The sequence below is a fragment of the Neisseria leonii genome (genome assembly GCF_028776105.2).
Taxonomy (GTDB): Bacteria; Pseudomonadota; Gammaproteobacteria; order Burkholderiales; family Neisseriaceae; genus Neisseria; species Neisseria leonii.
The window spans coordinates 1,070,854-1,085,591 of the sequence record NZ_CP145606.1; the positions used below are offsets into that span (position 1 = coordinate 1,070,854).

16 protein-coding genes are annotated in these 14,738 nt (G+C 56.8%); 3 read left to right on the forward strand and 13 right to left on the reverse strand.

The annotated features are described in order from the left end of the window. Nucleotides 1-64: 64 nt before the first annotated feature. Entirely contained in the window at nucleotides 65-1,405 is a 1,341-nt protein-coding gene (gene gdhA / locus ORY85_RS05145; protein ID WP_274571036.1) for an NADP-specific glutamate dehydrogenase, read from the forward strand. Between the two features lie 130 nt (nucleotides 1,406-1,535). On the opposite strand, the gene aspS is transcribed toward gdhA, so the two are convergent. From aspS to ORY85_RS05170, 5 genes are all read right to left on the reverse strand, one after another. After that, complete coding sequence (aspS, locus tag ORY85_RS05150; RefSeq protein WP_274571035.1) at nucleotides 1,536-3,344, reverse strand: aspartate--tRNA ligase; 1,809 nt, start codon at nucleotides 3,342-3,344, stop codon at nucleotides 1,536-1,538. Nucleotides 3,345-3,435: 91 nt separating this feature from the next. Next, complete coding sequence (locus ORY85_RS05155) at nucleotides 3,436-4,110, reverse strand: DUF502 domain-containing protein (RefSeq protein WP_274571034.1); 675 nt, start codon at nucleotides 4,108-4,110, stop codon at nucleotides 3,436-3,438. 20 nt (nucleotides 4,111-4,130) lie between these two features. Further along, a complete protein-coding gene (locus ORY85_RS05160; RefSeq protein WP_274571033.1) occupies nucleotides 4,131-5,231 on the reverse strand; it encodes a phospholipase A in 1,101 nt (366 codons plus the stop codon). Nucleotides 5,232-5,321: 90 nt separating this feature from the next. Then, nucleotides 5,322-5,585, reverse strand: coding sequence for a 30S ribosomal protein S20 (rpsT, locus tag ORY85_RS05165; protein WP_274571032.1), 264 nt, complete (start codon nucleotides 5,583-5,585; stop codon nucleotides 5,322-5,324). Between the two features lie 44 nt (nucleotides 5,586-5,629). Next, nucleotides 5,630-5,848, reverse strand: a complete 219-nt coding sequence (locus ORY85_RS05170) for a hypothetical protein (protein ID WP_274571031.1) — start codon at nucleotides 5,846-5,848, stop codon at nucleotides 5,630-5,632. Between ORY85_RS05170 and ORY85_RS05175 the strand changes: the two genes are divergently transcribed. Next, a complete protein-coding gene (locus ORY85_RS05175; protein WP_274571030.1) occupies nucleotides 5,847-6,998 on the forward strand; it encodes an extracellular solute-binding protein in 1,152 nt (383 codons plus the stop codon). The genes ORY85_RS05170 and ORY85_RS05175 overlap by 2 nt on opposite strands. Nucleotides 6,999-7,144: 146 nt before the next feature. On the opposite strand, the gene ORY85_RS05180 is transcribed toward ORY85_RS05175, so the two are convergent. From ORY85_RS05180 to ORY85_RS05200, 5 genes are all read right to left on the reverse strand, one after another. Next, nucleotides 7,145-7,948, reverse strand: a complete 804-nt coding sequence (locus tag ORY85_RS05180) for a basic amino acid ABC transporter substrate-binding protein (RefSeq protein ID WP_274571029.1) — start codon at nucleotides 7,946-7,948, stop codon at nucleotides 7,145-7,147. Nucleotides 7,949-8,170: 222 nt separating this feature from the next. Further along, entirely contained in the window at nucleotides 8,171-8,809 is a 639-nt protein-coding gene (locus ORY85_RS05185) for a UPF0149 family protein (protein WP_274571028.1), read from the reverse strand. 329 nt (nucleotides 8,810-9,138) lie between these two features. Then, nucleotides 9,139-9,927 (reverse strand): RNA methyltransferase, encoded by a 789-nt coding sequence (locus tag ORY85_RS05190; RefSeq protein ID WP_274571027.1) that lies wholly within the window; start codon nucleotides 9,925-9,927, stop codon nucleotides 9,139-9,141. A gap of 342 nt (nucleotides 9,928-10,269) precedes the next feature. Then, nucleotides 10,270-11,097 carry a bifunctional hydroxymethylpyrimidine kinase/phosphomethylpyrimidine kinase gene (gene thiD / locus ORY85_RS05195; RefSeq protein WP_274571310.1) on the reverse strand — a complete coding sequence of 276 codons (828 nt, stop codon included), beginning with the start codon at nucleotides 11,095-11,097 and terminating at the stop codon, nucleotides 10,270-10,272. A 12-nt stretch (nucleotides 11,098-11,109) separates the two neighbouring features. Beyond that, nucleotides 11,110-11,463: a Spx/MgsR family RNA polymerase-binding regulatory protein gene (locus ORY85_RS05200; protein ID WP_274571026.1), complete on the reverse strand. Its 354-nt coding sequence runs from the start codon at nucleotides 11,461-11,463 to the stop codon at nucleotides 11,110-11,112. Between the two features lie 112 nt (nucleotides 11,464-11,575). On the opposite strand from ORY85_RS05200, the gene ORY85_RS05205 reads away from it, so the two are divergent. Beyond that, the gene (locus ORY85_RS05205; protein ID WP_274571025.1) at nucleotides 11,576-12,226 is read left to right on the forward strand and encodes a hypothetical protein; all 651 of its coding nucleotides are present in this window, start codon (nucleotides 11,576-11,578) and stop codon (nucleotides 12,224-12,226) included. Between the two features lie 98 nt (nucleotides 12,227-12,324). Here ORY85_RS05205 and smpB read toward each other — a convergent pair whose 3' ends face one another. Genes smpB through ORY85_RS05220 form a run of 3 tightly spaced genes read right to left on the reverse strand, consistent with a single transcriptional unit; the run spans nucleotide 12,325 to nucleotide 14,696 of the window. Continuing rightward, nucleotides 12,325-12,804 (reverse strand): SsrA-binding protein SmpB, encoded by a 480-nt coding sequence (smpB, locus tag ORY85_RS05210; RefSeq protein ID WP_274571309.1) that lies wholly within the window; start codon nucleotides 12,802-12,804, stop codon nucleotides 12,325-12,327. Between the two features lie 6 nt (nucleotides 12,805-12,810). Continuing rightward, nucleotides 12,811-13,251 carry a ribonuclease HI gene (gene rnhA, locus ORY85_RS05215; RefSeq protein ID WP_274571024.1) on the reverse strand — a complete coding sequence of 147 codons (441 nt, stop codon included), beginning with the start codon at nucleotides 13,249-13,251 and terminating at the stop codon, nucleotides 12,811-12,813. Between the two features lie 56 nt (nucleotides 13,252-13,307). Further along, nucleotides 13,308-14,696, reverse strand: coding sequence for an FAD-binding oxidoreductase (locus tag ORY85_RS05220; protein ID WP_274571023.1), 1,389 nt, complete (start codon nucleotides 14,694-14,696; stop codon nucleotides 13,308-13,310). Between the last annotated feature and the right edge of the window lie 42 nt (nucleotides 14,697-14,738).

A 14,738-nucleotide genomic window follows, 5' to 3' on the forward strand; every position in this document is an offset into this window, starting at 1 on the left:
TGTCTGTTCTAAAATTACGCCCAACCTAACAGTTTTCCAACCAAGTGCTTTCAGGAGCTTCAAAATGAGTACCTTAAACGCCCTGTTCCAACAAATCAAGCAGCGTGATCCCAACCAAACGGTCTTCCACCAGGCTGTCGAAGAAGTCTTCGGCAGCCTGGAACCGTTTTTGGCCAAGCATCCGCAATATACCCGCCACGGTCTGTTGGAACGTCTCGTCGAACCGGAACGCGTCATCATGTTCCGCGTGTCTTGGGTAGACGACCAAGGCCGCGTTCAGGTAAACCGCGGCTACCGTGTACAGATGAACTCGGCTATCGGCCCGTATAAAGGCGGCCTGCGCTTCCACCCCACCGTGGATTTGGGCGTCTTGAAATTTCTGGCTTTCGAGCAGGTCTTCAAAAATGCACTGACCACGCTCCCGATGGGCGGCGGCAAAGGCGGCTCCGATTTTGATCCCAAAGGCAAAAGCGACAGCGAAGTCATGCGCTTCTGCCAAGCCTTTATGAGCGAGCTGCACCGCCACATCGGCGCCGACACCGACGTTCCGGCCGGCGACATCGGCGTGGGCGGCCGCGAAATCGGCTTTTTGTTCGGCCAATACAAAAAACTGCGCAACGAATTTGCCTCCGTACTGACCGGCAAAGGCCTGACTTACGGCGGCAGCCTGATCCGGCCCGAGGCCACCGGCTACGGCACGGTTTACTTCGCACAAAGTATGCTGCAAACCCGGGGCGACAGCATGGAAGGCAAGAAAGTGCTGATTTCCGGTTCGGGCAATGTGGCGCAATATGCGGCCGAAAAAGCCATTCAGCTGGGTGCGAAAGTGCTGACGGTTTCCGATTCGGGCGGTTTCGTCAAATTTGCCGATGCCGGCATGAACGAAGTGCAGCTGGCGGCTCTGATCGAGCTGAAAGAAGTGCGCCGCGAACGCCTGTCGGTTTATGCACAAGAACAGGGTTTGGAATACTTTGCCGGTCAGAAACCGTGGGCCGTGGCCTGCGATGTGGCTCTGCCCTGCGCCACACAAAACGAACTGGACGAAACCGATGCCAAAACCCTGCTGTCCAACGGCTGTTTCTGCGTGGCCGAAGGCGCGAATATGCCGTCCACGCTGGGCGCGGTCGAAGCCTTTATCCAAGCCAAAATCCTGTACGCTCCGGGCAAAGCCTCCAACGCGGGCGGCGTGGCCACTTCCGGCCTGGAAATGAGCCAAAACGCTATCCGTCTGTCGTGGACGCGCGAAGAAGTTGATAATCGCCTGTTCGGCATTATGGAAGACATCCACCAGAACTGTATCGAAAACGGCAGCGACGGCAAGGGTTACACCAACTATGTGAACGGTGCCAACATCGCGGGCTTCAAAAAAGTGGCCGATGCCATGCTGGCACAAGGCGTGGTATAAACGCAGCCTGTACCGAACGCCTGCACAGCTGTGCAGGCGTTTTTGATTTGCCCGCTTGGCTTGAAACCGCAAAAAGGCCGTCTGAAAACGGGGAAACGGTTTTCAGACGGCCTTCTTGTCGGAGATGCAATTAGGCTTGGCTGCTTTCCGCCGCTTTCTGGCGCAGGCGCAGGCTCAATTCGCGCAATTGCTTGTCGTCCACCGCATTGGGCGCGTTGGTCAGCAGACATTGCGCGCGCTGGGTTTTCGGGAACGCAATCACATCGCGGATCGATTCGGCACCGGTCATCAGGGTCACCAGGCGGTCGAGACCAAAGGCCAAACCGCCGTGCGGAGGTGCGCCGTATTTCAGATTGTCGAGCAGGAAGCCGAATTTCTCCTGCTGCTCTTCGGGCGTGATTTTCAGCGCGGCAAATACTTTTTCCTGAATATCGGCACGGTGGATACGGATGGAACCGCCGCCGATTTCCCAACCGTTGAGCACCATATCGTAAGCGCGTGCCAGACAGTTTTCGGGGTCGCTTTCCATCAAGTCTTCATGGCCCGGTTTGGGCGATGTGAAGGGGTGGTGCATGGCGGCGTAGCGGTCGTTCTCTTCGTCGTACTCGAACATCGGGAAATCGACCACCCACAGCGGCCGCCACTCATCGGCAAAATAGCCGTTTTCCAAACCGTGCTCGTGACCGACTTTGACACGCAGCGCGCCCATCGCTTCATTGACAATTTTGGCTTTGTCCGCGCCGAAGAAAATGATATCGCCGTTTTGCGCACCGGTTTGCCCGATAATGGCTCTCAAAGCGTGTTCGGACAGGTTTTTCACAATCGGGCTTTGCAGGCCGCTGTCTTCGCCGTTGCTGATTTTTTCCACATCGTTCACTTTGATGTAGGCCAGACCCTTGGCACCGTAAATGCCGACAAATTTGGTGTATTCGTCAATTTCTTTGCGGCTGAATTTCGCACCGCCGGGCACGCGCAGTGCCACCACGCGGCCGCCCTTCATATCGGCGGCGGCACGGAAGACTTTCAATTCTTCCGTTTTCATCAATTCGGTCAGCTCGGTAAATTTCAGGCTTACACGCATATCGGGTTTGTCCGAGCCGTAGTAGAACATCGCTTCGGCATACGGCATACGCGGGAAATCGCCCAAATCCACGCCCAGCGCGTCTTTGAACACCTGTTTTGCCATGCCTTCGGTGATGTCCATGATTTCGTTTTCGGATAAAAACGAGGTTTCCAAGTCGATTTGGGTAAATTCGGGCTGGCGGTCGGCACGCAAATCTTCATCGCGGAAACATTTGGTGATTTGGTAATAACGGTCGAAACCGGCTACCATCAAGAGCTGTTTGAACAGTTGCGGCGACTGCGGCAGGGCGAAAAACTCGCCCGGATGAACACGGCTCGGTACCAGATAATCGCGCGCGCCTTCGGGGGTGGAGCGTGTCAGCATCGGCGTTTCGATGTCGATAAAGCCCTGTGCGTCCAAATAGCGGCGCACGCCCATGGCCACCTGATAACGCAGGCGCAGGTTTTTCTGCATCTGCGGGCGGCGCAAATCGATAACGCGGTGGGTCAGGCGCACGTTTTCACTCAGGTTTTCATCGTCGATTTGGAACGGCGGCGTGGCAGCGGCATTCAGCACTTCGATTTCTTTGGCCAGAATCTCGATTTTGCCGGACACCATTTTATCGTTGGTCGTGCCTTCGGGACGGTTGCGTACACGGCCGGTAATGGCCAGTACATATTCGTTGCGCGCCGAATCGGCCGTCTGAAATGCCTCGGGCGTATCCGGGTCAACCACCACCTGCACCATGCCTTCGCGGTCGCGCAGGTCGATAAAAATCACCCCGCCGTGGTCGCGGCGGCGGTGCACCCAGCCTTTAACGGTAACGGTTTGGTCTAAATATTGCTCGCTGATTAAACCGCAGTAGTTGGTACGCATATCGGGTTTCCTTGGTTTGATAAGATGAAACAGTTTGACGGCCGCGAAAACATCCGTGCCGGAAATCACCGGCGGTTTGCGGCTTGCCTTTTCAGACGGCCCGGGACGGCAGTTTCGGCACGCCGCCCTCCTCCGGCATTACCATGCCGAGCGAAATCACATATTTGAGCGCTTCGTCCACGCTCATATCCAGTTCGCGCACATCACAGCGGCGCACCATAATATAGTAGCCGCCGGTCGGGTTGGGCGTGGTCGGCACATATACGGAAAGATAGTCCGCACCTTCGGGCAGCTTTCCCGCCACCGCTTCGGGCAGGCTGCCCGAAACAAAAGCAATCGTCCAAATATCGGGCTGTGGAAACGGCACCAGCACCGGTGTCTTGAACGACCGGCCGTTATCGGAAAGCAGACTGTCCGATACTTTTTTTACGCTGGAATAAATCGACTTGACTACCGGAATGCGGCCGAGCAGCGTGTCCCACCCGTGCAGGATTTTCCTGCCCAGCACATTGGCGGCAAACACGCCGGTAAAAAACAGTATCAGCAGCGCGACAATAAAGCCCAAACCCGGTAAATCAAAACCCAGATAGTGCGCGGGCTGCCACTGGCGGGGCAGCCATTCGATGATTTGGTCGGTTGCCGAAATAATGTAGGTTACCGCCCAGATGGTAACCGCCAGCGGCAGCCACACCAGCAAACCCGCCAACAGGTATTTTTTCAGGGCACGGCCGAAACGGCTGCCTTCCTGCATTTTCAGTTCGCTCATGTTCGGTTGCACGGCATGGCTCAAATGCCGTCCCAGTCGTTAAACATCAAACCGATGCCGACACCGGTCTGTTTATGGTTGTAATCCATCAGATTTTCGCCGTAACCGTGAAAAGCACGGATATAGGCTTTCATTTTGCCTTTGAGCGGCGCGGCATATGCCGCCTCTACCGCCCCTTTGCCGCTGGCCGGATTATAGCGCAGCAGCGCGGAGAGGGTTTGTTTGCCGTTGAAGCGGTATTGCAGGCGCATATCGCCATAACCCATATAATCCGTAATGTCGGGATTGTCGTCACTCGATGCCGGGCCGGTATCGGTACGCACCCAGACACGCGGCAGAACCGTCAGCCTGCCCCATTCCATACCCGCCATGGCGTAAACCCGGTTCCACGAACGCGAATCGGGACGGCTCTGGCCGTTGGACTGGTGCACATAACCCAAGCCCAGCACACGCAGTCTGCCGCCGCCGGGCAGCTCGGCCGTTACCGGCTGGGTAACGAACAGCTCGGGCTGGTAATCGGTATTGCGGAACGGCGCCGACTTTCTGCCTTGGTTGAAAATCTGCCAATCCGACTTCTGCGTATAGGCAAACCAGACATCGGCACGGCTGGCAAACACATCTTCCATCAATTTGCTTTTGAAGGAAAGCTGCATTTTCGATTCCGCACGCTTTTGCCGGTAGAATTTCTCCGCACCGCTCACACCCCGGCTGGGGCTGGACGGATAATAATTGGGGCGGGTGTTGTACCACACCGGCAGCAGATAAGTCGGTGCGTGTCCGCGCAGGGTAAACAGTCCGTCGGAACGGTTGCCGTTCAAATCGAACATTTCGCTCAAAGGCGTATAAGCCTCTGCCGCACGCAGCTCAGAAGCAGCGTCATCGGCCAAGACGACCGCCACTTCGCGGCGTTCGGCACTTTCGGACAAAGTCTGCACCAAATCCACCGGTGCCTTTACCTCGGCAGCCATGCCGTTTTGACGGGAATATCCGGCAGGCGGAAACAGCCTGTCATAACAGGCCAGACGCTGTGCATTATCCGCCACCGCCGCGCAGGCCGCAGCATCTTGCGCCCGAGCCTGAACCGGCAGCACGAGCAGCAGGCAGACTATCTGTTTCCACATACCGAAATCACATCATTCATTAAAGAAGCCCCCGAAGCAGACTGCATAGCAGCCGCCCACAGGGGCATACGGCGCGCCGTTGCGATCGAATCAGGCCATGGCCTTGACTTTGGCAGACAGGCGGCTTTTATGGCGGGCAGCTTTGTTTTTGTGGAACACGCCTTTATCGGCGATGCGGTCCAGAATTTTTACCGATTCGCGGTATTGGGCTTGGGCAGCCGCCTTGTCGCCGCCTTCAACCGCTTTCAACACTTTTTTCACTGCGGTACGGAAAGCCGTACGCAGACTGGCGTTGTGGGCGCGGTTTTTAATTGCCTGGCGGGCACGTTTGCGGGCTTGTGCGCTGTTTGCCATTGGGTATATCTCCTGATAAATACAATTTTCGTAAACTCGCTATTTTAATATCCAAACCGCAGGCACGCAAGTGATTTTATCCCCTGCCGTTTTTCAGGCGGCCTGAAACGTGCAGGAAAACGACAATCGGCGGCAGAGCCTGCCGCCGCACCGCCACGGCGGTTTAACATTTTGATTTTCCGCAAACACTCCATTACAATCGCACAGGCCGTCTGAATGGCGGCCTGTTTTCCATCTACCATCAAGGAATGATAACCCATCATGAAAAAATCTTTATTGACCGCACTTGTTACTTTCGCGCTGGCAGCCTGCGGCGGCCAGTCCGACAAACCCGCCCAACCCAAAGCCGAAGAGGCTCCCGCTTCCGCAGCCTCCGCCGCTTCGGCTCTGCCGCAAACCGATGCGCTCAATATCTACAACTGGTCGAACTATGTCGATGAAAGCACGGTTGAGGAATTCAAGCAGCAGTACGGCCTGAAACTGAACTACGACCTGTACGAGAACAACGAAACCCTCGAAGCCAAAGTACTGACCGGCCAGTCCGGCTACGATCTGGTGGTTCCGGGCATCGCGTTCCTGCCGCGCCAGATTCAGGCAGGCGCTTATCAAAAAGTCAATAAAGATCTGATTGAAAACTATAAAAACATTAATCCCACCCTGCTGGAAATGCTGCAAACCGCAGATCCCGGCAACGAATACGCCGTCCCCTACTTCTCGGGCGTGAACACGCTGGCGATTACCGAAAAAGGCAAACAGGCTCTGGGCGGCCAGCTGCCGGAAAACGGCTGGGATCTGTTGTTCAAACCCGAATACACCGCCAAACTCAAAGGCTGCGGCATCGCCCTGTGGGATACACCGAGCGAAATGTTCCCCATCGTACTGAACTATCTGGGTAAAAACCCGGCCGGTACCGACAGTGCCGATATTGAAGCGGCGGCCGAGGTACTCAAAGGTATCCGAGGCGACGTGAAACGGTTCAGCCCGTCGGTTATCGACGAATTGGCGCGCGGCGACGTGTGTCTGGCGGCCGGTAACGGCGGCGATTTGAACATGGCGAAAAAACGTTCGGAAGAAGTCGGCAGCAGCGTGGGCATCGACGTGCTGACCCCGAAAGGCATGGGCTTCTGGATTGAGTCCTGGCTGATTCCGGCCGATGCCAAAAACGTTGCCAACGCCCACAAATATATCAATTGGACCTTGGACGAAAAAATCGCCGCACGCAACGGCGACTTCGTCACTTTCGCCCCGGCCAGCCTGCCCGCCCAAAAACTGATGGATCCGGAATTGGTCAAAGTGCGCTCGATTTTCCCGAACGAGGAAGATATGAAAAACGGTTTCGTGATGCCGCAAATGAGCGACGAGGCGAAAAAGCAGACCGTCGCCCTGTGGCAGCGCATCAAAGCGGGCAACTGACCCTGCCCCAAAAAATCGGACGGACTGCCCGCGCAGTCCGTTTTTTTTACACCCGCATGCCGTACAGCCAAGCGGACAGACCGCCCTGACAGAAAGGCCGTCTGAAAACCCCTCCCGGTTTTTCAGACGGCCTCCGATACGGAGCCTTATTTTTGGTCTTTAAACCATTTTGCCTCAATGGCGGCATAAGTGCCGTCGGCCTTAATGGCGGCCAAACCTTTATTGATACGCTCGCGCAAATCGTCGCTGCGGCCTTTTTTCAGGGCAAAGCCGTATTGCTCTTTCGGAAAGGAGGCATCGACAAACATATTGTAATTGCCCGGATTCTGCGCCACAAAATACTGTACCACACCGTTATCGCCGACCGTCGCATCCACACCGCCCGCACTCAATTCTTTAAACGCCAGCGGCATATTTTCAAAACGGCGGATCAACTGACTGTCTTTGCCCTGCAAATCCTGCAAAATCAGATCGGCCGTCGTCCCCGTCTGCACCGATACACTGCGGTTTTTCAGATCGGCAAACGATTTGATGTCCCGCCCTTTTTCACCCGTTACAATCATTTGGGTCGCTTCAAAATAAGGATCGGTGAAATCCACCATCTGCTTGCGCTCGTCGGTAATCGTGATACTCGCCAAAGCTACATCGCTGTCGCCCTTGTCCACATTGGCAAAGATGCCTTCAAACGGCGTATTCACAAACTGAAAATCAATCCCCTCTTTTTCGCCCGCCGCTTTCAGAATATCGTGTGAAAAGCCGACCACCTGATCGCCTTCCATATACTCAAACGGCGCATAAGCGGCATCGGTCGCCACGATATAAACCTGCTTCCCGGCCGGAGCGGAAGCCTCGCCGCTTTTGTCCGCTTCCGTCTGCGCTCCCTGCTGCGAACAAGCCGCCAATAAAACGGCAGCGGCCAAACCCGCCGCCAAAGTCATTTTTTTCAACATGATGTCCCTGTCTTTCTTTTCTGATTGAAATTTTACTGAAATCACGCATCATACCGCAATTTCACCCGCCGGAAAACCGCCCGAGGCCGTCTGAAAACGGGCGCAGCGAGTTTCTGCGGAGTTACGGTAGGTCGGATACTTGTATCCGACTATCGCTTTCCGTGTCGGATTTGTGTCGGATTCAAGAATCCGACCTACGTCTGCGCCGTCCAATCCATGCCGTCAATGGCGGCCGCAGCAGGCTTTGTATTTTTTGCCGCTGCCGCACGGGCAGGTATCGTTACGGCCGGTTTTGGCCGTTTCGCGGCGGAATGTGGCCGGTTTGTTGCGCTTGGCCTGCCAGAAACGGTATACGGCCAAAACTGCATCGGGCAAATCCTGTCTTGCCTGAATCCGTTCCGCCTCATCGGTATCCAGCACAATACCCGTTTCTTCGTCATCGAATACGCCAGCCAGCAGCATCATCGGATAAAACAAATCCTCAAACTCTTCATTATCGGCGGCGGCAAACCAGTCGGTTTCGGTCAAATCCAACGCATAAAGATAGGCATTGCTCCACACTTCATAATCCGCCCCGCCCGTTTCAGACGGCAGCAGGTGCAGTTCGGGCATACGGCCGCCGGCCAGTTCGGCGCGGATACTGTCCGCCCACTCCTGCACCAAAGCTGCCGCTTCCGCCCGCCCGGCATCGGGCATATCGGTTTCATCAAAAAAACCGTCCAACCAAGCCAAATCAAAATCATCGGGACCGGACACCAGCGCGGCCAGCATGGCCTGCACTTCGTCGCTGCGCACACCGGCCGATTCGGTAACATAAGGATCGATAAGTTCGGCCAAGCGTTCGATTTTTTGTGTTTCCATTGTTGCAGTTCCTTTACTGTTGTGCGGCTTCGCCTGTGGTTCGGCCGACAGCCCTTATGGGGTAAACGGTTTGAGCTACACCCGTTTCATCAGACACAGGTCGGATTCTTGAATCCGACACGATGTACGACAGTCGGATACGGGGATCCGACCTACCCGTTTACTTTTACAGAAACCCGCCCTTGCGCCGCAGAAATATACCTTTGGCAGTTTCGAAGTAGGTCGGATTCTGGAATCCGACATGATGTGTGATAGTCGGATACAAGTATCCGACCTACCTGTTCTTCGCAACCTCGTTTTAGCTTCGCAGAAACTCGCTGCGCTCGTTTTCAGACGGCCTGTTGGCGCATTTGCTCGAACAGGCAGACGGTGGCGGCCATCGCAACATTCAGCGATTCCGTACCTGCCGCCATCGGAATGCGTACCGTGGCATCAGCCAAGGCCAGCACTGCCGTACTCACACCGCTGCCCTCGTTGCCGAATATCCACGCGCAAGGTTCGGCCAGATTCATATCATACAGGCTGTAATGGTTGTTTTCCGTCAGGGCGGTGGCATATACCGCACGGCGGTAGCCCTGCCGCCATGCGGCCAAATCGTGGCAGTCAGCATCGATATCGAGCAGAAAATGCGCGCCCATGCCGCTGCGCAGGACTTTGGGCGACCATACGTCCGCACTGTCGGCACTCAGTATCACGCGGCGCACGCCCGCTGCCGCCGCGCTGCGCAAAATCGTGCCGACATTGCCGGGATCCTGCACGCGGTCAAGCACCACGCACGTTCCGTCGGTACAGGCGGCCGACGGGCGCGGCTGCGCAATCAGCGTGATGAGGTCTTCGCCCTGCGCCAAGCCGCCGACTTTGGCCAACAGGCCGTCTGCGGCAGTCAGAATTTCCGTCTGTACGCCCAAACGCGCCGTCAGACGGCGTACAGCGTCTTTATCCTGCTTGGCCTCGGGCAGCCAGCATTGCAGCGGCACACCGCCGCTGTCCAGATACATTTCCAGCAAATGCTCGCCTTCCAGCACGGCCAACCCGTCCGCCTGTCTGGCTTTGCCTGAGGCGGCTAATTTGGCCAGCCGTTTGAGTGCGGCATTTTGCGCCGAGGTAATGTGTTTCACGCCAATCCTTCTTGTTTTCCCCGATGCGGTCATCAGGCCGTCTGAAACGGCGCCGCCCCGTTCGGACAAAATTTTATTTTCCGTATGATTTATCCGTATTTCCCCAACCCGCCGACACCGTTTTTACAGCTGAACATATCCGTCGGATTCGAGAATCCGGCAATAGCAAAAAAACCGATCAAGACGTCGGATTCGAGAATCCGACCTACCATACTTGCTTGCACAGAAAAGCCTGTCGCCAGCCCACCCCCCGATAAAGCCGTCTGAACAACAGGCTGTTTGGTTCACCGGTAGCAGCAAAAAAATCTGCTAAACCGTCGACCACTGATTTTCAGACGGCCTTTAATCGCGCACCGTGCGCCAATAATGCGCCAAGGGGCCACGGCCTTTGCCCAGATGCCAATACTGTCCCGCCGAAATCGCGCCGTGCAGATAACTCTTGGCTGCCGCCACCGCCACGTCCAACCGCTGTTTGTGCGGATACAGCGCGGCGACGGCACTGGAAAGCGTGCAGCCCGTTCCGTGTGTATGCGGCGTATCGATGCGGCTGCTGACAAAGCATTGTTCCGGTGCATCTGCCCGCAACAGCCAGTCGCGCGCCTCGCGGCTGCCGTGCCAATGGCCGCCTTTGAGCAGCACGGCTTTCGCCCCCTGCGCCAACAGTTTTCCGCCCTGCGCGCGCATTTCAGTTTCGTCACCTGCCACAGGACTGCCGGTCAGTTGCGCCAACTCGCTCAAATTGGGGGTAACCAAATCGGCCTGCGGCAGCAGTTCGGCCAGCATGGCGGCGGCAGTGTCTTCCAACGCCAAACGGTCGCCCGAAGTCGCCACCAATACCGGGTCCAGCACCACAAACGGCACCGCATAATGCCGCAGCACCGCCGCCACTGTCTCAATCGATGCAACATCCGGCAGCATGCCGATTTTCACCGCATCGATGCGCATATCGTCCAATACCGATTCGCACTGGCTGCGTATCATCTGCGGCGGGACGGTATGCACCGCCTGCACGCCCTGCGTATTCTGCGCCGTAACGGCGGTTATCGCGCTGGCACCGTATGCGCCCAGTGCGCCGAAGGTTTTCAAATCCGCCTGAATACCCGCACCGCCGCCCGAATCGGAACCGGCAACGGTTAAAACGCGCGGGAACGGTCTGGCTGCATTCTGCATCATGCCCTCCTGTCAGAGTCCGAGCAGCTGCCGGTAGGTTTCGCCATCGAAACCGGCATGAAGCCGCCCGTCGGCGGTTTGCAGAACAGGCCGTCTGATCAGGCTGGAATGGGCCGCCATCAAGGCCGCTGCCGTTTGCGGATGATCGGCTGCCGCCTGTTCTTCACTGTTTAACTTGCGCCACGTGGTACCGCGTCTGTTGAGCAGAACCGCCAACGGTATCTGTTCCAGCCAGCCGCGTATCTGCGCTTCGTCAGGCGGCGTTTTTTTGAAATCGACAAAATCGGCCGCCACACCGGCTTCGGCCAGCCAAGCACGCGCTTTTTTCACCGTATCGCAATTGGCAATACCGTATAAAACCGTCATAGTCATGCTCCGTATCGGTAAACGTCACGACCGATTGTAGCAAAAAGCCTTGTCGGCCACCGATAAAAAAACTATGCTTGGGATTTTCCACCGTCCCAACCAAGCATACGATATGAAACAAGCCCTTCTGATGATGGCTGCCGCCCTGTCTCTGGCCGCCTGCGGCAGCAACCCGCAGGAAGCCACCGAAGCGAATCTGAAAAAAGCCGTCGAACAATCCGCCGTCCCGCCATTGTGCCTGCCGCTGGCTTTGGACATTACCGCACCCGACGGCCGGCCGGTTTCCGCCGGCAATGCGTTGGGCGGGACAGTCATCAAAATAGCCGAACGCTCATTTAACGGCGAAAAAATCAACCGTGAAGCGCAAAAACAGCTGGACATTCTGACCGATCAGAGGTTTTACCGGCGCGAGAAAGACGAATATACCGGTAACGACGGCAAAACCGCCGTACGCGTTTACACGCTGACCGAAAAAGGCGCGGCGCAGACCCGTCCGTCGCCGCACGGCCCGCTGTTCTGCCTGGGCAACCAGAAGGTCAATAAAATCAACTGGTTTACCACTCCCTCACCCGCCAACGGCGTGGTCATGACCAAAGTCAGCTATACCGCTGCCTTGGATGCCGAGAGCTGGGCGGACAAACTGATCCGGGCGGGCGGCGAATCTTGGCAAACGCTGACGGAAGAAAAAAACCGGCTGGCAACGCTGATACAGACCAACCGGGGCTGGCGCGACTGGCAGAGTCTGCGCGACACAGCGGAATAATGCCCGTCGAAACAGTCAGGCCGTCTGAAAACGCGCAATATGCGTTTTCAGACGGCCTTTTTTTATGAGTCGGGTGGGACGGTTTTCGTTTCAGCGCATCAGCGGGTTGTTTTCATCAACCGCTGTTTTTCGCGCTTCCAATCGGCCTCTTTCAGACTTTGGCGTTTGTCGTGCTGTTTTTTACCTTTGGCCAGGCCGATATCCATTTTGATGTAGCCGCGTTTGAAATGCAGATTGAGCGGCACCAGCGTATAGCCGCTGCGCTCGACTTTGCCGATTAATTTGCTGTTTTCGGCCTGTTTGAGCAGCAGTTTGCGCGGGCGTACGGGATCGGGTTTGACATGGGTGGACGCGGTCGGCAGTGCGGTAATGTGGCAGCCGACCAGATAAAACGCATCGCGTTTCCAGTAAATATAGCTTTCTTTGAGCTGGACGCGTCCGGCGCGCACGGCTTTCACTTCCCAGCCTTCCAGTACCAGCCCCGCTTCCAGTTCGTCTTCGATAAAATAATCGTGAAAGGCTTTTTTGTTGTTGGCAATACTCATTTCCGGTTTCCTTTCTGTTTCCCCGCCGTTCAGACGGCCTCATGGGGCAAACTGCGCCGCCCCCCGGTTGGCCAGTGCATCCGCGCGCTCGTTGTCCGCATGGCCGGCATGGCCTTTTACCCATTTCCACGCCACATCGTGCGCCGCCGTCAGGCGGTCGAGTTCGCGCCATAAATCTTCGTTTTTCACCGGCTGTTTGGCTGCGGTTTTCCAGCCGTTTTTTTTCCAGCCGTGTATCCAGCTCTCCATGCCGTTTTTCACATATTGCGAATCGGTGCAGATGACGACGCGGCTCGTCCGTTTCAGGGCTTTGAGGCCTTCGATGACGGCGGTCAGCTCCATGCGGTTGTTGGTGGTGTCCGCTGCGCCGCCGGACAGTTCTTTTTCGTGCACACCGTAGCGCAAAAGCACGCCCCAACCGCCCGCGCCCGGATTGCCCTTGCACGCACCGTCGGTATAGAGATAAACCGTTTTATCCATCTTTCCGCTTCCGGCCAAACGTTGCATCATAGCATAAAGCAGGCGGCATCTGCATTTCAGACGGCCTCCCCGTCCGAGGGCGGCAACAGTTTGCCCGGATTCATCAGGTTTTTCGGATCCAGATGCGCTTTGACGGCGCGCATACAGGCGATTTCCGCCGCCGTGCGCACACTCGGCAGCCAATGGTTTTTCACCCGGCCGATGCCGTGCTCCGCCGCTACCGTACCGCCGCAGTCCAGCACATGGCGGTACACGGTTTCATTGACCGCATCTTCATACGCATACGCTTCATGGCTCAAAATATCCGGCAGAAAAGTGTTGTAGTGCAGGCTGCCGTCGCCCAAATGGCCGAAGACGATGATGTTGATGCCGCGATAACGCCGCTGCAAGTCCGCACCGCAACGGACAACAAATTCCGCCACGCGCGTAATCGGTACCGCAATATCGTGCTTGATGCTCACGCCCAATCCGCGCTGGGCGGCGGAAATATGCTCGCGCAGTTTCCACAATTCCAGCCGCTCGCGCTCCGACTGCGCCAAAACGGCATGGTCAAATCCCGCTTCCAGCAGACAGGCCGCCAGACGGTCGCCCAAATCCCCGCACACCAGCGAATCGCCCAATTCCAGCAGGATATGCCACGGCGCGTCCAATGGTTCGGGCAGGCCGCAAAACGCAGCCGACAGCGACAATGCCGCACCGCCCACCAGCTCGAAGCTGTGCAGCCGCTCGGCAAACGTCCCCTGTACCACCATCAACAGCCGCACGGCCTCATCAATATCCGCCACGCCCACCCACGCGGTTTCCACCGTTTGCGGACGGGCAAACAGTTTGAGCGTGGCGGCGGTAATCACCCCCAGCGTCCCCTCGCTGCCGATAAACAGATGTTTTAAATCGTAGCCGCTGGTATTTTTGTGCAGGGGCGACAGATGGGAAACCAAAGTACCGTCGGGCAGCACCACTTCCAAACCCAGCACCAGATCACGCATGGTGCCGTAGCGCACAACATTCAGCCCGCCCGCATTACAGGCAATATTGCCGCCGATCTGGCACGAACCTTCGCTGGCCAGACTTAACGGGAACAGCCGTCCGGCCGCCTGCGCCGCCTGCTGTACGTCGTGCAGCACACAGCCTGCTTCTGCCGTCAGCGCATTATCGGCCACACTCACCTGACGGATACGGTTGAGCCGGCTCAAATTGAGCAGCACACCGCCCTCCGGCACTGCCCCGCCGCACAAACCGGTATTGCCGCCCTGCGGTGTTACGTTGATGCCGTGCGTGAAACAGTAGCGCATCAGTTTCTGTACCGATGCCACACTGTCGGGCACCACCATCACATCGGCACGGCCGGTGTAGCGGCCGCGCTGGTCGGTAAGCCATGCTTCGTTACTGCCGTATTCGTGCGCGGCCAGCAGGGCAAGCAGGCCGCTGCGCACTTGCGTATCCATCACTTCTCTCTGCGGTAAAAAAGCAATATTACTCCAAGCCCG